Source organism: Mycobacterium sp. ZZG (genome assembly GCF_054786995.1).
On sequence record NZ_JBTBFV010000031.1, the window covers coordinates 20,935 to 41,177 of the forward strand.

At 68.7% G+C, this 20,243-nt stretch carries 17 protein-coding genes and 1 pseudogene; 15 read left to right on the forward strand and 3 right to left on the reverse strand.

Translation table 11 applies throughout. The features are described 5' to 3' along the window. Positions 1-620 precede the first annotated feature (620 nt). Positions 621-854 (forward strand): annotated as a pseudogene (locus tag ACXMYJ_RS17540) (transglycosylase family protein); the annotation flags it as partial. Between the two features lie 241 nt (positions 855-1,095). Next, positions 1,096-1,602 (forward strand): transglycosylase family protein, encoded by a 507-nt coding sequence (locus ACXMYJ_RS17545; RefSeq protein ID WP_460358010.1) that lies wholly within the window; start codon positions 1,096-1,098, stop codon positions 1,600-1,602. Positions 1,603-1,633: 31 nt separating this feature from the next. Here ACXMYJ_RS17545 and ACXMYJ_RS17550 read toward each other — a convergent pair whose 3' ends face one another. Then, a complete protein-coding gene (locus tag ACXMYJ_RS17550; protein ID WP_260754248.1) occupies positions 1,634-2,800 on the reverse strand; it encodes an FAD-dependent oxidoreductase in 1,167 nt (388 codons plus the stop codon). Positions 2,801-2,916: 116 nt separating this feature from the next. Here ACXMYJ_RS17550 and ACXMYJ_RS17555 point away from each other — a divergent pair, with 116 nt between their 5' ends. Genes ACXMYJ_RS17555 through ACXMYJ_RS17565 form a run of 3 tightly spaced genes read left to right on the forward strand, consistent with a single transcriptional unit; the run spans position 2,917 to position 5,383 of the window. Then, positions 2,917-3,462 carry a dimethylamine monooxygenase subunit DmmA family protein gene (locus tag ACXMYJ_RS17555; RefSeq protein WP_260754246.1) on the forward strand — a complete coding sequence of 182 codons (546 nt, stop codon included), beginning with the start codon at positions 2,917-2,919 and terminating at the stop codon, positions 3,460-3,462. A 2-nt stretch (positions 3,463-3,464) separates the two neighbouring features. Next, positions 3,465-4,409 carry a PDR/VanB family oxidoreductase gene (locus ACXMYJ_RS17560; protein WP_396885540.1) on the forward strand — a complete coding sequence of 315 codons (945 nt, stop codon included), beginning with the start codon at positions 3,465-3,467 and terminating at the stop codon, positions 4,407-4,409. Next, on the forward strand, positions 4,406-5,383 hold the full coding sequence (locus ACXMYJ_RS17565; RefSeq protein ID WP_460358014.1) for a heme-dependent oxidative N-demethylase family protein: 978 nt from the start codon (positions 4,406-4,408) through the stop codon (positions 5,381-5,383). The genes ACXMYJ_RS17560 and ACXMYJ_RS17565 overlap by 4 nt, the downstream gene beginning before the upstream one ends. A gap of 122 nt (positions 5,384-5,505) precedes the next feature. Here ACXMYJ_RS17565 and ACXMYJ_RS17570 read toward each other — a convergent pair whose 3' ends face one another. Both ACXMYJ_RS17570 and ACXMYJ_RS17575 read right to left on the reverse strand, forming a co-directional pair. Continuing rightward, positions 5,506-5,724 carry a hypothetical protein gene (locus tag ACXMYJ_RS17570; RefSeq protein ID WP_260754241.1) on the reverse strand — a complete coding sequence of 73 codons (219 nt, stop codon included), beginning with the start codon at positions 5,722-5,724 and terminating at the stop codon, positions 5,506-5,508. Beyond that, entirely contained in the window at positions 5,725-7,059 is a 1,335-nt protein-coding gene (locus ACXMYJ_RS17575) for an ammonium transporter (protein WP_460358017.1), read from the reverse strand. It lies immediately after the preceding gene. A 173-nt stretch (positions 7,060-7,232) separates the two neighbouring features. Here ACXMYJ_RS17575 and ACXMYJ_RS17580 point away from each other — a divergent pair, with 173 nt between their 5' ends. The 10 genes from ACXMYJ_RS17580 (at position 7,233) to rpmA (ending at position 20,227) form a co-directional block, all read left to right on the forward strand. Beyond that, entirely contained in the window at positions 7,233-9,245 is a 2,013-nt protein-coding gene (locus tag ACXMYJ_RS17580) for a prolyl oligopeptidase family serine peptidase (protein WP_460358020.1), read from the forward strand. A gap of 11 nt (positions 9,246-9,256) precedes the next feature. Next, positions 9,257-10,522, forward strand: coding sequence for a saccharopine dehydrogenase family protein (locus ACXMYJ_RS17585; protein ID WP_460358024.1), 1,266 nt, complete (start codon positions 9,257-9,259; stop codon positions 10,520-10,522). A 44-nt stretch (positions 10,523-10,566) separates the two neighbouring features. After that, the gene (locus tag ACXMYJ_RS17590) at positions 10,567-11,154 is read left to right on the forward strand and encodes a DUF937 domain-containing protein (RefSeq protein WP_460358027.1); all 588 of its coding nucleotides are present in this window, start codon (positions 10,567-10,569) and stop codon (positions 11,152-11,154) included. Between the two features lie 61 nt (positions 11,155-11,215). Beyond that, positions 11,216-13,906 (forward strand): valine--tRNA ligase, encoded by a 2,691-nt coding sequence (locus ACXMYJ_RS17595; protein WP_460358029.1) that lies wholly within the window; start codon positions 11,216-11,218, stop codon positions 13,904-13,906. Between the two features lie 15 nt (positions 13,907-13,921). Continuing rightward, positions 13,922-15,337 (forward strand): bifunctional tetrahydrofolate synthase/dihydrofolate synthase, encoded by a 1,416-nt coding sequence (gene folC, locus ACXMYJ_RS17600; protein ID WP_260754228.1) that lies wholly within the window; start codon positions 13,922-13,924, stop codon positions 15,335-15,337. Continuing rightward, complete coding sequence (locus ACXMYJ_RS17605; RefSeq protein WP_260754226.1) at positions 15,334-15,717, forward strand: DUF4233 domain-containing protein; 384 nt, start codon at positions 15,334-15,336, stop codon at positions 15,715-15,717. The genes folC and ACXMYJ_RS17605 overlap by 4 nt, the downstream gene beginning before the upstream one ends. A 10-nt stretch (positions 15,718-15,727) precedes the next feature. Next, entirely contained in the window at positions 15,728-16,138 is a 411-nt protein-coding gene (gene ndk / locus ACXMYJ_RS17610; protein WP_260754224.1) for a nucleoside-diphosphate kinase, read from the forward strand. 309 nt (positions 16,139-16,447) lie between these two features. Continuing rightward, positions 16,448-19,432 (forward strand): ribonuclease E, encoded by a 2,985-nt coding sequence (gene rne / locus ACXMYJ_RS17615; protein ID WP_443188900.1) that lies wholly within the window; start codon positions 16,448-16,450, stop codon positions 19,430-19,432. Between the two features lie 156 nt (positions 19,433-19,588). After that, on the forward strand, positions 19,589-19,912 hold the full coding sequence (gene rplU, locus ACXMYJ_RS17620) for a 50S ribosomal protein L21 (RefSeq protein ID WP_260754220.1): 324 nt from the start codon (positions 19,589-19,591) through the stop codon (positions 19,910-19,912). A gap of 18 nt (positions 19,913-19,930) precedes the next feature. Beyond that, the gene (rpmA, locus tag ACXMYJ_RS17625; protein ID WP_260754219.1) at positions 19,931-20,227 is read left to right on the forward strand and encodes a 50S ribosomal protein L27; all 297 of its coding nucleotides are present in this window, start codon (positions 19,931-19,933) and stop codon (positions 20,225-20,227) included. Positions 20,228-20,243: the final 16 nt, after the last annotated feature.

The window sequence follows — 20,243 nt, forward strand, 5'->3', positions numbered from 1 at the left end:
CCGCGACGGGCGCATCGACAAGCCGATCAAGGCTTCTTGCGTGCGATGCGGCGACTCTGAGCGGTCTGCGGTCCGCGACGCAAGTGGTCCAGCTCACAAAAAGCCGGTGATTTGACTCACTTTCGCCGGACTGGCGGTCTGTCCTGACCCCTGCGTCAAACATCCATCTGACCTGCACGGACGGCGAACGCTCCCCGTCGTGATCATTCCGTGATCTGCGTGCGACACGTTCTCCGGCGATATGACTTTGGCCGGATCGCTTTGTACGGTCCCAAACAGCTTCTTACGGAGCAAATAACTCAAAACCACGAACCAGCGTGTGAGTGGGGCCGGGGCGGCCGAGTCGGTCGTCCGGGCCGTCGGGTTTTCCGATCCGGCGAGGTCTCCAGGTGACCTCCCCTGTTGTGCCTGACCGAGACGGCGCAACCCAAATCACCGCCTGCTGTGCAGGCATCACGCCCGTGTGACACCGCGTGTCCATGGGCGTCCTTGGCGCGCGCTCGGCGAAAGGACAAATCTTGAAGAACATCCGCAAGACGTTTGGGCTGGCCGCTTTTGCCGGGGCGCTCGCCATCGCGCCGATGGCTGCCGTCACTGGCTTGGCGGCCGGCACCGCGAATGCGGACGGCGTCAACTGGGACGCTGTGGCTGCCTGCGAGTCCGGCGGCAACTGGTCGATCAACACCGGAAACGGTTACTACGGCGGCCTGCAGTTCACCATGAGCACGTGGCAGTCCAACGGCGGCTCGGGTGCCCCGCACCAGGCCAGCCGCGAGGAGCAGATCCGCGTCGCCAACAACGTCCTGCAGAGCCAGGGCATCGGTGCGTGGCCGACCTGCGGCGGGCGCGGCTGACCGCCGACGAACGCGACCAAGAAGCGGTGCCGACCCCGTCGGCACCGCTTCTCGTTTCTTCTGCCCCTCTGGCGCCGTCCTTCTCAGACGCCTCTTACGTCAGATAAGTAACTGTTAAAACTTTCGTCTCTTCGCTAACAGGTGATGCGCATCACTCGACAGTGCAGGTAACCGCGTCGTGAAAGCTCCACCACTTCACTGCGGGCCTTGAGTCACAAACGGTCGGGGAAGGACCGCAGAGATGAACGTTCGTACCGCAGTCAACAAGGGCCTGATGGCCGCCGCGATCTCCGGAGCCCTGGCCGTCGTGCCGATGGCACTGGACGGCACCACCGCCACCGCCCACGCCGACTCCGTCAACTGGGATGCGATCGCGAAGTGCGAGTCGGGCGGAAACTGGGCCATCAACACCGGCAACGGACACTTCGGCGGACTGCAGTTCAAGCAGGCCACCTGGTCGGCCAACGGCGGCGTGGGCAACCCGGCCAGCGCTTCCCGGCACGAGCAGATCCGCGTCGCCGAGAACGTGCTGCGCACCCAGGGCCTGAAGGCCTGGCCGAAGTGCGGCGCCAAGGGCATGGCCGCCCAGGTCTGGGGCAACCCGGCTCCGGCGGCACCGGCCACGGTCCCTTCGACCACCACGGGCAGGGCCAACGGCTGCGCCACGATGCCCACCTCGGTCTTCGGCGGCGTGCTGGACCTCCGCAAGATGTGCACCGCGCTGTTCACGCCGCGCTCGGCGCGCTGACCGGAGAGCCGCGCCGAGCACGACCCGGCGGTCAGCCGGCCGCGTCGCGGACAGTGGGCAGGACAAAGGCGGCACCGGCTGCGATCGAGGCCAGGTGGCGCGTCACCGCCCACTCCGGGATCAGCGTGCTCGCCCGGCTGGCGAGGCCGCTGAGCGCCGCCGGCCGCAGATTGACGATGCGGCCGATCGCGGCGGATTCACGCACCAGCGGGCGCACCCGCTTCTTGCGAAACACCGCGAATTTCGCGAACGCGGTCGGCAGGTCGGGGCACAACTCGACGAACCTCGCCAGGATCGCCGCGTCCTCCAGGCCCTGACAGCCGCCCTGTCCCAGGTGCGGTCGCATCGGATGGGCGGCGTCGCCGATGATCACGGTCGGGCCGCGAGACCAGTGGTCGGGTTGGGCGCGGTCGTAGAGGTCGTTGCGCAGAAGGTCGGCCGGATCCGTCGCCGCCAGCAGCGCCGGGATCGGATCAGCCCATCCGGACAGCTTCGCGCTCAGGTAGGCATGTTCGCCGCCCGGGGCTCTGCTGCCCTCGGGGGCGCGTTCGGTGGCGAACCAGTAAGTGTGGTCGGGGCCGAGCGGGACATGTCCGACCTCGGTGCCCGCCGCCATGGTCTCGCCGGCCAGCGCCGGATCCAGCCGGTATGCCGCGACGCCTCGCCATGCGGTGTACCCGACGTATCGGCTGCGCAGCGGGCCGTTGAGCGTGCGCGCCAGCGTCGAGTTCACCCCGTCGGCGCCAACCACCGCGTCGGCGTCGCGGACGCCGCCGTCTGACAAGGTGAGCTGCACCGAGGACTCGGCGATCGACACCCCCGTCACCGCCGTCCCGGTCCGCACGGTCCCCGGGGGCAAGCTGTTCACAAGAATGTCGGTCAGCGCCGACCGTCGCACGACGACCAGGGGCTCACCGAGCGCGGTGACGATCCGCTGCGCCGAGGGGCGGCGCAGCCACGAGCCGTCGCGCCAGCGGATCGCGCCGGCGGTCACGCGTCCGCCGGCGCGCCTGACGTCCTCCCCGAGGCCGATGCGGTCCAGTGCGGCCAGCGCGTTCGGCCAGATGCTGATGCCCGCGCCCGAACTCACGTCGGTGCGTTGTTCCAGCACCGTCACGTCGTGCCCGCAGTGCCGCAGCGCGACGGCCGCCGCGAGACCGGCGATTCCGGCGCCGATCACGATGGTGTGCCCCGACATGCACCGACCCTAGCGATATGCGTCAAGTGGACGAGACAGCGCGGTCACACGGCCGAAACGCACCGCTGGTTTCCTGAACGGCAACCCCGTCAACCGTCGGTATACCGGAGGGTGTCATGAGACCTGCGCTCGAGCTGACCAGTGTGCCCGAATGGGCGGTGCGGCCGACCCAACCGGCCGCCGACCTCTCCGGTCGGTGCTGGACGATCATCGCGATCGGCGCCGCCGGGATGCAGGTCGCTCAGCGCTGGAGCGCTGAGATCGCCGCTGTGTCAGCCCAATCCGAGGTCCGTCTGCATCCGACGCCTGACGGTGACGACGGCGAGTCGGCGTGTACGGCGCTGCGCCGGGATCTCGCCGACGCCCGGGTGGGGTGGCGCCTGATGATCGCCGGTCCGGCGAGTGCCTGTCTCAAGGTGCGGGCCGAGGCCCTCGCGGCCGGTGTCGCCGACGACGAGATGACCGTCGGCTCGACCGAGGTAGCCCGGCGCGCGGTGCGTTGCGTGCACTGCCGGACGGTCACCACCGCCTCCGTGGCTCTGGAGGACGTCCTGGTGTGCGCCGGGTGTGCGCGCAATATAGTTGTGCACTACCATGTTTCGAGGCTGCAGGGTGCCCACCTGGGGTACATGGCCGACGCCGAGCAGCAGGTGGCGTCGTGAACATGCGCAGGCTCGCCGTCGCCGCGGTCGACGACACCTTCGACGGTATCCGGACCCTGACACTGGTCGACCCCGACGGGGGTGCGCTGCCGTCGTTCACTCCCGGCAGTCACCTCGTCGTGGAGTGCGCAGGACCGGGGTCGCCGGTCAACGCCTACTCGCTGACCGGCGAGGCCACCGCACCTGCGGCCTATGTGATCTCGGTGTTGCGGGCAGGTCGCGACGGTGCTCCGAGCGGTTCACGCTGGATCCATGACGAGCTCACCCCGGGTGACACGGTGCTAGCCCGTCCGCCACGCAGCGCGTTCCCCCCGATCCTGCGGGCCCGCCGACATCTGTTGGTAGCGGCGGGGATCGGCATCACGCCTATGGTCTCGCATCTGCGCAGCGCTCGATTGTGGGGTCGCGATGCGCGACTGCTCTACATCCACCGTCGCGGCCGGGGCGTCTACGCCGATCTCGTCCGCGAGCTCACCGAGCACGTGTCGATCCACACCCGCCGTGCCGATCTCGTCGCCGAGTTGACCGCGAGCCTGGCCGATCAGCCGCTCGGAACGCACCTTTACGTGTGTGGCCCGGCCGGTTTCATCGACGTCGTCACGGCCTCCGCGGTCGAACTAGGGTGGCCGGCCAGCCGTATCCACGTCGAGCACTTCGGAATCGACGCACTCGATCCGGGCGAACCGTTCGCGGTGCGGCTGTCCTCCGACGCGGAGGAGTTCACCGTCGATGCCGGTGTTTCGTTGCTCGACGCGCTCGAAGGACGCGGGATCGAAGTGCCCAACCTCTGCCGCCGGGGCGTGTGCGGAGAGTGTCGAATTCCGGTGTCGGGCGGGGTCATCGAGCACCGCGACCTGTACCTGACCGACGACGAGAAGAATGCGGGGGATTCGATGATGGCCTGTGTGTCCCGGGCCCGGGGCCAGAGCCTGGAGTTGGCGCTGTGATCTCGGCGCCCGACCTTATCGCGACGTTCCCGTTCCCGTTCGCCACCGACCAGTATCGGTACAGCACCAATGTGGAGCCGGCAGGTGCGGTGGTGCCGACCCCGGCCGGAGGGTGGGGGGAGCGGGTGGTCGACATCGACAGCGAATACGAGCGCGAACTGGCTGAGCGCGCAACGATTCTGGCTGCCGATCCGAGCAGGTACGCGGTGCTGGCGCACATGCGGCCGGCGTGCTGGGATGCGATGCTGACATTGATGCGTGAGATGGCGGCGGCGTACCCGGATGTCATGTCCGTGCAACGGCACGGCGCCGGGTGGGGCTGGCGCAACGACCGGCTGGGCCTGGTGCAGGATTTCGTCGTCGGTGACGACGCGACCCTGCCCGCCGAGCCGCTGGCCTACATCGCCGCGCAGGTCCAGGAGGACATCGTGCTGCTCGACCAGCGCGACGGGGATCTGTTCGGCGATGCCGGCGTGGTGACCTTCGCCGCCGACTGGTCGTTCGGGTTCGACGTGGGCATGACGTTCCTGGAGATCCACGGACCTGTACCGCGGTTGCGTGCAACGGGCGTGATCACCCGCGCCCGGGAGTTCCTGATGCGGTTGCAGCCCGGGGAGACCTATCGGCGCACCAACTGGACGTTGACCGTCGGTCGCCGCCTCGACGTTTCGACCGAGCGCTACCACGAGTGGGGCCCGGACCGGACCACGATCCAGACCGTCCCTGACGAGCAGTTCGGACGTCTGGTGCACCTGCGCGTCGAGGTGCAGCATCTGATCCGCCTGCCGGAGTCGGGATCGGTCTGTTTCCTGATCCGTACCTATCTGCTCCCGCTGGCCGACCTGGTCGCATTCGACCCGTGGCGGCAGGCCACCGCGGCGGTGCTGGCCGACCTGCCCGCGGACATGGCCGAATACAAGGGCATCATCGCCTACCGCGACCGTGCGGTGCAGTGGCTGCGCAACGCCGGCTGAAGGTCGGCCGACGGCGGCACCCCGTGCGCCCTGCGGACGCAGAATCGCCCGAATCCACAACGGATTCGGGCGATTCTGTCTGTGCTCGCGAGCGGCCGGTGACCGCACGCGCATTGCGGCGCTCAGTAGGGGGTCGGTTCTCCTTCGGCCGCCGGTCCCGGCTCCACCGGTTGATGTTCGATGATCGCGTTGTACGCCTTGTTCTCGTGCTGGATCATCCGAACGAAGAACCCGACGAACAACATCACCGCCAGCAGGAAGCACAGCCAGACTCCCACGGAGTAGCCGCCGAACGTGAACACCACCCCGGCGTCCTCATAGCTGTCGATCGGGCTGAACATCTACTTCACCTCCACTGCACCGATGAGGGCCTTGCCGCCGTTGACGGGCATGACCGTCACCGGGATGCCCTCCGGGTACGGCGTCGCGGGCACCTCGCTGAGGTCCAGACCCTGTTCCTCGACCTCCTTCGGAATCCGCAGCAGGCCAACCTTCTTCAGCCCCAGCGAGACGAGGTAGGTGGGGATGAAGCCGAGCGCCGCGAACACCACCGCACCGACCGCCTGGCCCCACAGCGAGATCGACGGGTTGCCGTCGGTGTTCGGGTAGCCCGCCAGGAACACACCGGCCATCAGCACCGAATACAGTCCGACCCCGCCGTGCACCGCCACGGCGCCGACCACGTCGTCGATCTTGAACTTCTCCAACAGCTTTCCGATGTAAGGGATCAACGCACCGGCGCCCAGCGCGAGCACGAACGCCAACGCGGGGTGATAGAGGTCCATGCCGGACGCGACCCCGATGATGCCGGCCAGCCCACCCGAGATCGTCCAGAACGGTTCACCGCGCGAGGTCATGTAGGCCCCGATGATGCCGCCGGCCAGACCCATCAGCGTGTTGAAGGCGAACGCGCTCAACGTGGTCGGGCTGGCATAGATCGTGCTGAACCCGTCGCCGGCGTAGATGACACAGCCCATCAGGAAGCCGAAGAAGCCGGTGAAGATCAACATCAGGCCCAGCATGGTCAGCGGCAGGTTGTGCGGGCGAATCGTCATGGCCTTGCCGTCCGGCAGGAACCGTCCGATGCGCGGGCCGAGGTTGATCAGGATGCCCAGGGTCGCGAAGCCGGCGATCATGTGCACGCAACCGGCGGCGCCGACGTCGTGAAAGCCCAGTTTGGTCAGCATCCAACCGGCGCCGTGCCAGCCCCACGCCGCCCCGATGATCCAGGTCACCGACCCCACGAGCACGGTCAGAACCAGGAACCCACTGGTCCGGATGCGTTCCAGCACAGCGCCGGACATGATCGAACCGGTGGTGGCGGCGAACAGCGCGAACGCCCCCCAGAAGATGCCGCTGGCCGGGTCCGCGACGTTCGGGCCCATGTTGTCGCCCCACGGCAGCGCGGCCTTGGCCGCGTCGTTGAACTCGATGAAGCCGCTGGGCATCGCGTTGTAGAGGAACCAGCCGACGAAGAAGAACGACGCGACGATCGTCGCCAGCGCCAGAAGGTTCTTCATCGCCGTGGCGAGCACGTTCTTCGACCGCGAGGCGCCGACCTCGTAGGCGAGGAAGCCGGCGTGGATGAGCATCATCAACGCGATCGACATCCAATAGAAGAACTCGTTGTTGACTGCGGCCATGGACGCCAAGGCGTCCTCGACTTCGGGTGTCAATGGGACCTCCGCCGGGTCTGTTGGGGTGGTTTCCCGGAACACGGTTTATTCGTAGTGTTCTCGAGGTACTGATGGTGTACGACGCTTGACGCTAACCGTGGGAATGTGTCCCACCGGTCAAGGTGTGTTAATTCCACGTGAAGTCCTGTACGGCAGTATGTTACGAAATCCGTATGCCTTCTGCTCCGAATCTCCCCGCTGCGACCCCGTCCACTGTCTTTCACGACCTCGACCGATTCCTGGCGCTGCCGCGGGTGGCCGCTCTGGCGGTCTCGCCGGACGGTTCCCGCGTCGTGACGACGGTGGCCGAACTCGACGACAAGCGCACCGAATTCGTCACTGCGCTGTGGGAACTCGACCCGACCGGCGGGCGGCCGGCGCGGCGCCTGACCTACGGCGCCAAGGGGGAGTCCGCGCCGGAGTTCACCGCCGACGGTGACCTGCTGTTCCTGGCGACCCGGCCCGGCGAGGGCGACGACAAGCCTGCCGGCAAGGCACTGTGGCGGCTGCCCGCCGTCGGCGGCGAGGCACATGAAGTGGCGACACTGCCCGGCGGCATCGACAGTGTGCGGGCGGCGGACGCAGCGGCCACCATGGTGGTCACCTCCACCATGCTCGCCTCCGCCGCCGACACCGACACCGACCAGCGGCTGCGGAACCTGCGCAAGGACAACAAAATCTCGGCGGTGCTGCACACCGGCTATCCGGTGCGGTACTGGGACCACGACCTCGGCCCCGAACAGACCCACGTCTTCGACCTCACCGGCGGCGCGGCACGCGACCTGACGCCCGCGCCGGACCGCGCGCTGCGTGACGCGCACGTCGACCTCAGCCGCGACGGCACGTTCCTCGTGACGACGTGGCAGGACCCGGCGCCGGGAGCGGCGCTGCGCACCGTGCTGGTCCGGGTCGACATCGCGACAGCGCAACGGACCACGGTGGTCGACGATCGGCGTGCCGACCTCGGAAACCCGGCCATTTCGCCGGATGGCCGATCGGTGGCCTACACGCGGGAGACGATCTCCACACCTCGACAGGCTCCACGAATTACGTTGTGTGTGTTGCGGTTCGGCGAAGAACCGGTCGAGCTCACCGCCGACTGGGACCGCTGGCCGACGTCGGTCACCTGGTCGGCGGACGGCTCGGCGGTGATCGTCACCGCCGGCGACAACGGTCGTGGCCCCGTCTTCGCCGTCGACCCTGCCACCGGAGCGGTGCGCAGCTTGGTGGCCGACGACTTCACCTATACCGACGTGCGGACCGCGCCCGGCGGTGTGCTGTTCGCGCTGCGCAGTTCCTATACGACGCCGCCGCACCCGGTCCGCATCGATGCCGACGGGTCGGTCACCGTTCTCGACTGCGTTCCGTTTCCGGAACTGCCCGGCGCGCTGACGGAGGTGGCCGCCACGGCCGAGGACGGCCAGACCGTGCGGTCCTGGCTGGTCCTTCCCGATGGTGACGAGCCCGCCCCGCTGCTGCTGTGGATTCACGGCGGACCACTGGCAAGCTGGAACGCCTGGCACTGGCGCTGGAACCCGTGGCTGATGGCGGCCCAGGGCTATGCCGTGCTGCTCCCGGACCCGGCCCTGTCCACCGGGTATGGCCAGCACTTCATCCAACGGGGCTGGGGGGCATGGGGATTCGCGCCGTATACGGACCTGATGGCCGCGACCGACGCGGCGTGCGCGCACCCGAGGATGGACGCCACCCGCTCCGCGGCGATGGGCGGCTCGTTCGGCGGGTACATGGCCAACTGGATCGCCGGGCACACCGACCGGTTCTCGGCGATCGTCACCCACGCCAGTCTGTGGGCCCTCGACCAGTTCGGTGCGACCACCGACGGCGCCTACTGGTGGGCCAGGGAGATGACGCCGGAGATGACCAGGGCCAACTCACCGCACCTCTTCGTCTCCGAGATCGCCACCCCCATGCTGGTCATCCACGGGGACAAGGATTACCGGGTGCCGATCGGGGAGGCGCTGCGGCTCTGGTATGAGCTGCTGAGCAGGTCGGCGAGGCCCGCCGCCGACGACGGCAGCACGGTGCACCGGTTCCTGTACTTCCCGTCGGAGAACCATTGGGTGCTGAGCCCGCCGCACGCGAAAATCTGGTACCAGGTGGTGCTGGCGTTCCTGGCCCGCCACGTGCTCGGACAGGACACCGAGCTGCCGGAAACGCTCGGGTAGCGTCAGCGGGCATGAGCGCAGACGCCGCACACGACCGTCAGCACGACATCGTGGTCTACGGGGCCACCGGCTTCGTCGGGAAGCTGACCGCGCAGTACCTCGCCACCGCCGGTACCGGTGCCCGCATCGCGCTGGCCGGCCGTTCGGCAGATCGCCTGCTGGCGGTCCGGGACTCGCTGGGCGAAGCGGCCCAGGACTGGCCGCTGATCGTCGCCGACGCGTCTTCGCCGTCGAAACTGAACGAACTCGCGGCCAGCACCCGGGTGGTGGTCACCACCGTGGGCCCGTACCTGCGGTACGGCCTGCCGCTGGTCGCGGCGTGCGCGGCGGCGGGCACCGACTACGCCGACCTCACCGGTGAGACCCTGTTCGTGCGCCGGTGCATCGACCTGCACCACAAACAGGCCGCCGACACCGGCGCGCGGATCGTGCACGCGTGCGGCTTCGACTCGATCCCGTCGGATCTGACCGTGTTCGCGCTGCACCGGCAGGCCGGACGCGACGGCGCCGGCGCGCTCGGGGACACCAACTACGTCGTACGCACCTTTGCCGGCGGGGTGTCCGGCGGCACGGTGGCGTCGATGGCCGAGCTCGCCCGCGAGGCGTCGCTGGACCCCGAAGCCCGCCGCCTGCTCAACGACCCCTACACATTGACCCCTGACCGGGGCGCCGAACCCGAACTCGGCGCTCAGCCGGACGCGCGGTGGCGCCGCGGCCGGGAGATCGCCCCTGAACTCGACGGCTACTGGGTCGGCGCGTTCGCCATGGCGCTGCCCAACACCCGCATCGTGCGGCGCAGCAACGCGCTGCTGGACTACTCGTACGGCAGGCGGTTCGAGTACGCCGAGCAGATGAGCACCGGGCACTCGGTGGCCGCGCCGCTGCTGGCCGCCATGGCCACGGCCGGAAATGTCGCGACGATGGAACTCGGCAGCCGCTTCCTCAACCGAGTGCCGCGCCGGGCGCTGGAGCGCGTCCTGCCCAAACCCGGCACCGGGCCGAGCGAGCAGACCCGGGAACGCGGGCATTACACCGTCGAGACCTACACCACGACCTCGACCGGCGCCCGCTACGTCGCCCGGATGTCCCAGCAGGGTGACCCCGGCTACAAGGCGACCTCGGTGCTGCTCGGCGAAAGCGGACTGGCGCTCGCGCTGGATCGCGACAAGCTGCCCGACCTGCACGGCATCCTGACCCCGGCCGCGGCCATCGGTGACGCGCTGCTGGCCCGGTTCCCGGCCGCCGGGGTCAGCCTGGACGTGTCGCGGTTGAACTGATCGATCCGGTCCCCGGCGTCGATCCCGGGTCTACTGTCGCTTGCATGGCCGACCTCGACGAGCTCTACGGGGAGATTCCGACCCGGCAGATCGCTGCCCGACTGGGCGCCGACGAGGCCGAGGTCAGCGGCGCCATCAAGACGCTGCTGCCCGTGCTGGTCGGCGGACTACAGCACAACGCGCAAGACCCCGGCATCGCGGCGAACATCGCCTCCGCGGCCGACAACCACGCCGGTCTGCTCGACGGCGGTGTCGACGTCGACCAGGTCGACGAGGCGGACGGCTCCAAGGCGGTCGCGAAGATCTTCGGCGGCAACGACACCGGCCAGGTCGCCTCGGCGTTGTCGCGCGGCGGGGCCGGGAACAGCGACCTGATCAACAGACTGCTCCCGATCCTCGCGCCGATCGTGCTCGCCTACATCGGCCGGAAACTCACCGGCGGCCAGGCGCAACCCCAGGGCCAGGGCGGTGGCGGCCTCGGCGACATCCTGGGCGGGATTCTGGGCGGTGGCGGTCAGCGCTCCGCAGGTGAGGACAACCCGCTGGGCAGCATCCTCGGCAGCGTGCTCGGCGGCGACAAAGGCGGTCCGCTCGGCGACATTCTGGGCGGCCTGCTCGGCGGGAAGAGGTGACGCGGCTCTGTCGCCGTCGGGCGGAAAGAAGTGATCGGCACGCGCTTCCTAGAATGGCTCGGTGACCTCCCAGCCGAATGCCCCCGGCGACGCCCCGCGCGCCCCCGAGCTCGACGCCCTGCCCAAGTCCTGGGATCCGGGAGCGGTCGAGGCCGACCTGTACGACGGCTGGGTCCGGGCTGGCTACTTCACCGCCGACCCCGACAGCGACAAGCCTCCGTACTCCATCGTGCTGCCGCCGCCCAATGTGACCGGAAGTCTGCACATGGGCCACGCGCTGGACCACACGTTGATGGACGCGCTCACCCGGCGCAAGCGCATGCAGGGCTATGAGGTGCTGTGGCTGCCCGGCATGGATCACGCCGGCATCGCCACCCAGACCCTCGTCGAGAAGCAGCTCGCCTCCGACGGGACGACCAAAGAAGACCTCGGCCGCGAGCAGTTCATCGACAAGGTCTGGGAATGGAAGCGCGAATCCGGCGGAACCATCGGCGCCCAGATGCGCCGGCTCGGTGACGGGGTGGACTGGAGCCGCGATCGGTTCACGATGGACGAGGGTCTGTCACGCGCGGTCCGCACCATCTTCAAGCGGCTCTACGACGCCGGCCTGATCTATCAGGCCGAACGGCTGGTCAATTGGTCGCCGGTGCTGGAGACCGCGATCTCCGACCTCGAGGTGAAGTACGAGGACGTCGAGGGCGAGCTGGTGTCCTTTCGCTACGGCTCGATGAACGACGACGAACCGCACATCGTGGTGGCCACCACCCGGCTGGAGACGATGCTCGGTGACACCGCGATCGCGGTGCACCCCGACGACGAGCGATACCGAAACCTGGTGGGCAAGACGTTGCCCCACCCGTTCCTCGAACGTGACATCGCGATCGTGGCCGACACCCACGTCGACCCCGAATTCGGCACGGGCGCAGTGAAAGTCACACCCGCCCACGACCCCAATGACTTCGAGATCGGGCTGCGGCACCAGCTGCCGATGCCGACCATCCTCGACACCAAGGGCCGGATCAGCGACACCGGCACCCGGTTCGACGGAATGGACCGCTTCGAGGCGCGGGTGGCGGTGCGCGAGGCGCTGGCCGAACAGGGCCGCATCGTCGCCGAGAAGCGTCCCTACCTGCACAGCGTGGGCCACTCCGAGCGCAGCGGCGAACCGATCGAGCCGCGCCTGAGCCTGCAGTGGTGGGTGCGGGTCGAGTCACTGGCCAAGGCCGCCGGTGACGCGGTCCGCAACGGCGACACCGTGATCCACCCGGCCAGCCTGGAACCCCGGTGGTTCGCCTGGGTCGACAACATGCACGACTGGTGCATCTCACGTCAGCTCTGGTGGGGGCACCGCATCCCGATCTGGCACGGACCGAACGGGGAGACCGTCTGCGTCGGACCGGATGAGACGCCGCCCGAAGGCTGGGAGCAGGACCCCGACGTGCTGGACACGTGGTTCAGTTCGGCGCTGTGGCCGTTCTCGACGATGGGCTGGCCGGACCGCACCCCCGAACTGGCGAAGTTCTATCCGACCACCGTGCTGGTCACCGGTTACGACATCCTGTTCTTCTGGGTGGCCCGGATGATGATGTTCGGTACCTTCGTCGGTGACGACCCGGCCATCACCGGCACGGCCACGAAGGGCGCACACCCGCAGGTGCCGTTCGAGAACGTGTTCCTGCACGGCCTGATCCGCGACGAGCACGGCCGCAAGATGAGCAAGTCGCGCGGCAACGGCATCGATCCGCTGGACTGGGTGGAGAAATACGGCGCCGACGCGCTGCGCTTCACGCTGGCCCGCGGCGCCAGCCCGGGCGGCGACCTCGCCATCGGTGAGGACCACGCCCGCGCGTCCCGCAACTTCGCCACCAAGTTGTTCAACGCGACCCGCTTCGCTTTGCTCAACGGCGCCAGCCCGGCGCCACTGCCGCCGGCGGCCGAACTCACCGACGCCGACCGGTGGATCCTCGGCCGGCTCGAAGAGGTGCGAGCCGAGGTGGATTCGGCGCTGGACGGCTACGAGTTCAGTCGCGCATGTGAGTCGCTCTACCACTTCGCCTGGGACGAGTTCTGCGACTGGTATGTCGAGCTCGCGAAAGTGCAACTGGGCGAAGGTGTTTCCCACACGACTGCGGTGCTGGCGTTCGTGCTCGACGTGCTGCTCAAGCTGTTGCATCCGGTGATGCCTTTCGTCACCGAGGTCCTGTGGAAGACGCTGACCGGCGGAGAGTCCCTGGTCATCGCCGACTGGCCGGCCCCGAGCGGTCACGCCGTCGATCATGGCGCCACGCAACGGATCTCCGACACCCAGAAACTGATCACCGAGGTGCGGCGATTCCGCAGCGACCAGGGTCTCGCCGACCGGCAGCGGGTGCCGGCCAGACTGTCCGACATCGGCGCGGCGGGTCTGGATGACCATGTCCCCGCGGTGCGAACCCTGGCCTGGCTGACCGATGCGGAGGACGGGTTCACCACGTCGGCGGCGGTCGAGGTGCGGCTGTCGGGCGGCACCGTGGTGGTCGAGGTCGACACCTCGGGCACGGTGGATGTCGAGGCCGAACGCCGCAGGCTGGAGAAGGACCTCGCGGCCGCCGAGAAGGAGCGCAAGGGCACGACCGCCAAGCTCGGCAACGACGCGTTCCTGGCCAAAGCTCCCGCGGAGGTGGTCGACAAGATCCGGAACCGGCAGCAGGTGGCCAACGAGGAAGTGGAGCGCCTCACCGCGCGGCTGGCCGCGCTGTCGGCGAGCCAGTAGCGAAGCAGATCGCCCATGGCATCACACGAGCCCACCCCCGACGAGGTCGCCGCACTGCTGCAGGTGGAGCACCTGCTCGACCAACGCTGGCCCGAGACCAAGATCGAGCCGAGCACCGCGCGGATCGCGGCGCTGATGGAGATGCTCGGGTCACCTCAGCTCGGGTTCCCGTCGATCCACATCGCGGGCACCAACGGCAAGACCTCGGTCGCCCGGATGGTCGACGCGCTGCTGACCGCGCTGCACCGGCGCACCGGCCGCACCACCAGCCCGCACCTGCAGTCGGCGGTCGAACGCATCTCGATCGACGGCAAGCCGATCAGCCCGGCGACCTACGTCGACACCTACCGGGAGATCGAGCCGTTCGTCGAGCTGGTCGACCGGCAATCCGAAGCCGCAGGCGGACCGAGATTGAGCAAGTTCGAAGTCGTCACCGCGATGGCGTTCAGCGCGTTCGCCGACGCACCCATCGACGTCGCCGTCGTCGAGGTGGGCCTGGGCGGCCGCTGGGACGCCACCAACGTGGTCAACGCGCCGGTGGCCGTGGTCACCCCGATCGGCATCGACCACGCGGACTACCTCGGTGACACGATCGCCGAGATCGCCGGCGAGAAGGCCGGGATCATCACCCGCCAGGCCGACGACCTGGTGCCGACCGACACCGTGGCCGTGCTGGCACGCCAGCTGCCCGAGGCGATGGAGGTGTTGCTGGCGCAAGCGGTACGCTCCGATGCCGCTGTGGCAAGGGAGGATTCGGAGTTCGCCGTGCTCGGCCGGCAGGTCGCCATCGGCGGCCAGCTTCTTCAGCTGCAGGGCCTGGGCGGGGTGTACTCCGACATCTTCCTGCCGCTGCACGGGGAGCATCAGGCGCACAACGCCGTGCTCGCGCTGGCCGCGGTGGAGGCGTTCTTCGGTGCCGGCGCGCAGCGCCAACTCGACGTCGACGCGGTGCGGGCCGGATTCGCCGCCGTGACCTCGCCGGGGCGGCTGGAGCGGATGCGCAGTGCGCCAACCGTTTTCATCGATGCCGCACACAACCCGGCCGGCGCCTTCGCGCTGGCCGAGGCGCTGCGCGACGAGTTCGATTTCCGCTTCCTCGTCGGCGTCGTCTCGGTGATGGGGGACAAGGACGTCGACGGAATCCTGGCCGCTCTGGAACCCGTACTGGATCAGATCGTGGTGACTCACAACGGATCACCGCGGGCGCTGGAGGTGGCGGCGCTGGCGGTCAAGGCTGAGGAGGTCTTCGGTCCAGAGCGGGTGATCACCGCCTCGACGCTGCCCGACGCGATCGAGACCGCCACCGCGCTGGTCGAGGAGTCCGGCGGCGACGGCGACGCCGCGGGGATGAGCGGTGCGGGCATCGTGATCACCGGTTCTGTCGTCACCGCGGGCGCCGCTCGAACACTGTTCGGAAAGGACCCCGCATGACCGCGCAGCCTCCGGATCCGTGGAAGAGCTTCCGGGGGGTGATGGCCGGCACCCTGATCCTCGAGGCCATCGTCGTGCTGCTGGCGCTGCCGGTGGTCGGCGCCGTCGGGCCCGGGCTCACGCCGCTATCGACCGCCTACGTCGTCGGGTTCGCCGTGCTGCTGGTGCTCATGGCGGGCGTGCAGGGCCGGCCGTGGGCCATCTGGGCCAACCTCGGCGTGCAACTGATCCTGGTCGCCGGATGGTTCATCTACCCGGCGGTGGGTTTCGTCGGGCTGTTGTTCGGCGTGGTGTGGCTGCTGATCGCCTACCTGCGTGCGGAGGTGCTCCGTCGGCAGAAGCGAGGCCTGCTTCCGGGGCAGCGGCCGGCCGACGACTAGTCTGTGCGTCGTGACTGAGCGAACTCTCGTCCTGATCAAGCCCGACGGCGTGCAGCGCCGCCTCATCGGAGAGGTCATCAGCCGGGTCGAAGCCAAAGGCCTGAGCATCGCGGCGCTGGAACTGAAGAACGTCAGCGACGACCTCGCCCGCGCGCACTACGCCGAACACGAGGGCAAGCCGTTCTTCGGGTCGCTGCTGGAGTTCATCACATCCGGGCCCGTGGTCGCGGCCGTCCTGGAGGGTCCGCGGGCCATCGCGGCGTTCCGGCAATTGGCCGGCGGCACCGATCCCGTCGAGAAGGCCACCCCCGGCACCATCCGCGGTGACCTGGGCCTGGAGACGCAGTACAACCTTGTTCACGGATCGGATTCGCCGGAGTCGGCGGCCCGCGAGATCGAGCTCTGGTTCCCCGGCCGGTAGCGACCGCCTCGCCCGAGCTAACCCCGCCTACGCGGGCCACTCTCTGACATGTGGGATACTGGTCGCGGGTGATCGGCCTTACAACCCGGGTTGATCATCCGAATGAAGACTTAGACAGCGCGACCACCGTGAACCGCGGTGCGGCGCGGACCGTCCAGCCATCATTCAGACCGGCACCGGGATCGTTCCTTCGGGATCACTCGGAGCAAGACCAGAGGACGTCCGGGAGTAGGTAGCCCGGGTACAACATCAAAAGCCCTCGCGTGGCCGCGTCAGAGCATGACGCGCCCGGGGGCTTGAGGAGAATACGTGGCCGACAATGAGATTTTTCAGGCACCGACCCACGACCCCGCGGACGAGCCCCGGCTCGCCGCAGATGCGTCCGGGGACACCAAGGGCGCCCCGACGCCGGAACGCCTGAGGGTCCACTCGCTGGCCCGCGTGCTCGGTACCACCAGCAAGCGGATCATCGACGCGCTGATCGAACTCGACGGCCGGGCACGCAGCGCACATTCCACGGTCGGCCGTGAGGAGGCCGACCGCGTCCGCGAGGTGCTGGCCGCCCCCGAACCCGAGGTTGCGCAGGCCGAGCCGGCGGCAGAGGCCGCCCAGGCGGAAGCCGTCGAGCCCGAAGCCGCCCAGCCGGAAGCCGTCGAGCCCGAAGCCTCACAGCCGGAGGCCGCCGCGCCTGTCGCCGAGGTCGCTCGGCTCAGCGAGGTCGTCGAGGTGACGGAGGTCGCCCAGTTCACCGCGGTCACCGAGGAGGAGCCCGAGTCGAGGCTGATCCTGGAAACCCCGCCCGCCCCGGCCGCCGAACCCGCCGACTATCTGCCGCTGTTCGTCGCGCCCCAACCCGTGCGCTTTGACGACCACTTCGACGACAGCGACGACGACGAGTCCGACGACGACACCGACGAGTCCGAATCGGACACCGACGGTGACGACGACCAGACCGACCGCCCCGCCGCCAAACGCCGCAGGCGGGGTCGGCGCGGGCGCGGACGCGGTCGCGGCGAGCAGAACGGCGACGAGTCAGCCGGCGACACCGAATCCGACACCGACGCCGATGCCGAGAAGGCCGACAGCGGCGAAGACTCCGACGACGACAGCAGCGAGGACGACGGGCCCAGCGGGGACGGCTCCAGCCGTCGCCGTCGCCGCCGTCGCCGTCGCAAGTCCGGCTCCGACGACGACAGCGACACCAACGGCTCGCCCGACGACCCGCCCAACACCGTTGTCCACGAGCGTGAGCCGCGGAAGGCGTCGAACCGCAACGACAAGACGTCGTCGGATTCGGAGATCCAGGGCATCAGCGGCTCCACCCGACTGGAGGCCAAGCGTCAGCGCCGCCGGGACGGTCGCGACGCCGGCCGGCGCCGGCCGCCGATCCTGAGCGAAGCGGAGTTCCTGGCCCGCCGCGAGGCCGTCGAACGGATGATGGTGGTCCGCGACAAGGTCCGCACCGAACCGCCGCACGAGGGTGCTCGCTACACCCAGATCGCGGTGCTCGAAGACGGCGTCGTGGTCGAGCACTTCGTGACATCAGCCGCGTCGGCATCTCTCGTCGGCAACATCTACCTGGGCATCGTGCAGAACGTGCTGCCGTCGATGGAGGCGGCGTTCGTCGACATCGGCCGCGGCCGCAACGGTGTGCTCTACGCCGGTGAGGTCAACTGGGAAGCCGCCGGTCTGGGCGGTGCGCAGCGCAAGATCGAACAGGCTCTCAAACCCGGCGACTACGTCGTCGTCCAGGTCAGCAAGGATCCGGTCGGACACAAGGGTGCGCGACTGACCACCCAGGTGTCGCTGGCCGGCCGCTACCTGGTCTACGTCCCGGGTGCGTCCTCGACCGGGATCAGCCGCAAGTTGCCCGACACCGAGCGGCAGCGCCTCAAGGAGATCCTGCGCGAGGTGGTCCCGTCCGACGCGGGTGTGATCATCCGGACCGCATCGGAGGGCGTGAAGGAAGAGGACATCCGCTCCGACGTGGAGCGGCTGCAGAAGCGCTGGACCGAGATCGAGGCCAAGGCCGCCGAGATCACCGGGAAGAAGGCCGGTGCGGCGGTCGCGCTCTACGAAGAGCCCGACGTGCTGGTCAAGGTGATCCGTGACCTGTTCAACGAAGACTTCACCGGGCTGACCGTCGCCGGCGACGAGGCGTGGAAGACCATCACCGACTACGTCAACGCGGTCGCTCCGGAGTTGCTCCCGCGGATGACGAAGTACGAGCCGGCGTCTCCCGACGCCCCCGATGTGTTCGCCGTGCACCGCATCGACGAACAACTGGCCAAGGCGATGGACCGGAAGGTGTGGCTGCCGTCGGGCGGCACCCTGGTCATCGACCGCACCGAGGCCATGACCGTGGTGGACGTCAATACCGGCAAGTTCACCGGATCGGGCGGCAATCTCGAGCAGACCGTGACCCGCAACAACCTCGAAGCCGCCGAGGAGATCGTGCGCCAGCTGCGGCTGCGCGACATCGGCGGCATCGTGGTCATCGACTTCATCGACATGGTGCTGGAGTCCAACCGCGATCTGGTGCTGCGCCGGCTCACCGAGGCCCTGGCCCGTGACCGCACCCGCCACCAGGTGTCGGAGGTGACATCTCTGGGTCTGGTCCAGCTCACCCGCAAGAAGCTCGGTACCGGCCTGATCGAGGCGTTCTCGACCACCTGCAGTCACTGCGCCGGCCGTGGCATCGTGCTGCACGGCGATCCCGTGGACTCGGCCGCCACCAACGGCAGCCGCAAGGCCGAGTCCGGCGGCGGACGCCGAAGCAAGCGCGGCAAGCGCGGCGGTCGTGCCGAGCAGGAGGTCCAGGTCGCCAAGGTGCCGGCGCACTCCCCGGGTGAACACCCGATGTTCAAGGCGATGGCCGCCGCCAACGGCAAGCACGAGGACGACGAGGACGACGACACCGCCGTGGCGCCCGAAGAGGTCGCCGAGATCGACACCGAGGCCACGGTGGCGGTGACGCGCGACGGCAACGACGACGAACTCGATGACGACTTCGACGAGGATGACACCGACGAAGACGACGACACCAACGAGGACGACACCGACGAGGACGACACCGACGAGATCGACCTCGACGACGACGATGACGAAGAGGACGACGACATCGACGACCTCGACGACGACTCGGACGAGGACGACTCCGACGAAGACGACTCCGACGAGGACGACTCCGACTCGGGTGAGGACGAGCCTGCAGCGGTCGTCGTCGCCCGCCCGGCAGGTCGACACCGTCGCCGCGCGGCGGCCCGACCCGCTGGTCCGCCCAGTCGCGACTGAGCGGTTTGATTCTCTACCCGCTGGTCACGTACCCTTGACCAGTTGTCTCCAGGGCTTGCCGACGGCCGGCCGGAGACGGGACGAGATCCCACCCCAGACCCGCACGCACACCCCGGGTGATGCGCGCCCGCACGCGAAGCAGGAGAAGACCCAGCGATGGCAGCCAAAACAGCCACGTACGCGATCGTCAAGACCGGTGGCAAGCAGTACAAAGTCGCGGCCGGTGACGTGGTCAAGGTGGAGAAGCTCGACGTCGAGCCGGGCGCCACGGTGTCGCTGCCCGTCGCCCTGGTCGTCGACGGTGCGAACGTGACCACCGACGCCGCGGCCCTGGAGAAGGTCGCGGTCACCGGTGAAGTCCTCGAGCACACCAAGGGTCCGAAGATCCGCATCCACAAGTTCAAGAACAAGACCGGCTATCACAAGCGCCAGGGTCACCGTCAGCAGCTGACGGTGCTCAAGGTCACCGGCATCAAGTAACGACGGGAGCGAGAAGACATGGCACACAAGAAGGGCGCTTCCAGCTCACGCAACGGTCGCGACTCAGCCGCCCAGCGGCTCGGCGTGAAGCGGTTCGGCGGGCAGGTCGTCAAGGCCGGGGAAATCCTGGTGCGGCAGCGGGGCACTCATTTCCACCCCGGCGTGAACGTCGGCCGTGGCGGCGACGACACGCTGTTCGCGACCGCTCCCGGCGCTGTCGAGTTCGGCAGCAAGCGCGGCCGCAAGACCGTCAACGTCGTTCGCGTCACCCGCACGTCGTCCGATGTCGCCGCCGGAGCGGCTCCCGAGGCCTGACTTTCACGCGAGATCG

Coding starts and splice junctions, on each gene's coding strand:
- ACXMYJ_RS17545 (WP_460358010.1), top strand. CDS start 1,096: ATGAACGTTCGTACCGCAGTCAACAAGGGCCTGATGGCCGCCGCGATC.
- ACXMYJ_RS17550 (WP_260754248.1), bottom strand. CDS start 2,800: ATGTCGGGGCACACCATCGTGATCGGCGCCGGAATCGCCGGTCTCGCG.
- ACXMYJ_RS17555 (WP_260754246.1), top strand. CDS start 2,917: ATGAGACCTGCGCTCGAGCTGACCAGTGTGCCCGAATGGGCGGTGCGG.
- ACXMYJ_RS17560 (WP_396885540.1), top strand. CDS start 3,465: ATGCGCAGGCTCGCCGTCGCCGCGGTCGACGACACCTTCGACGGTATC.
- ACXMYJ_RS17570 (WP_260754241.1), bottom strand. CDS start 5,724: ATGTTCAGCCCGATCGACAGCTATGAGGACGCCGGGGTGGTGTTCACG.
- ACXMYJ_RS17580 (WP_460358020.1), top strand. CDS start 7,233: ATGCCTTCTGCTCCGAATCTCCCCGCTGCGACCCCGTCCACTGTCTTT.
- ACXMYJ_RS17585 (WP_460358024.1), top strand. CDS start 9,257: ATGAGCGCAGACGCCGCACACGACCGTCAGCACGACATCGTGGTCTAC.
- ACXMYJ_RS17590 (WP_460358027.1), top strand. CDS start 10,567: ATGGCCGACCTCGACGAGCTCTACGGGGAGATTCCGACCCGGCAGATC.
- folC (WP_260754228.1), top strand. CDS start 13,922: ATGGCATCACACGAGCCCACCCCCGACGAGGTCGCCGCACTGCTGCAG.
- ACXMYJ_RS17605 (WP_260754226.1), top strand. CDS start 15,334: ATGACCGCGCAGCCTCCGGATCCGTGGAAGAGCTTCCGGGGGGTGATG.
- rplU (WP_260754220.1), top strand. CDS start 19,589: ATGGCAGCCAAAACAGCCACGTACGCGATCGTCAAGACCGGTGGCAAG.
- rpmA (WP_260754219.1), top strand. CDS start 19,931: ATGGCACACAAGAAGGGCGCTTCCAGCTCACGCAACGGTCGCGACTCA.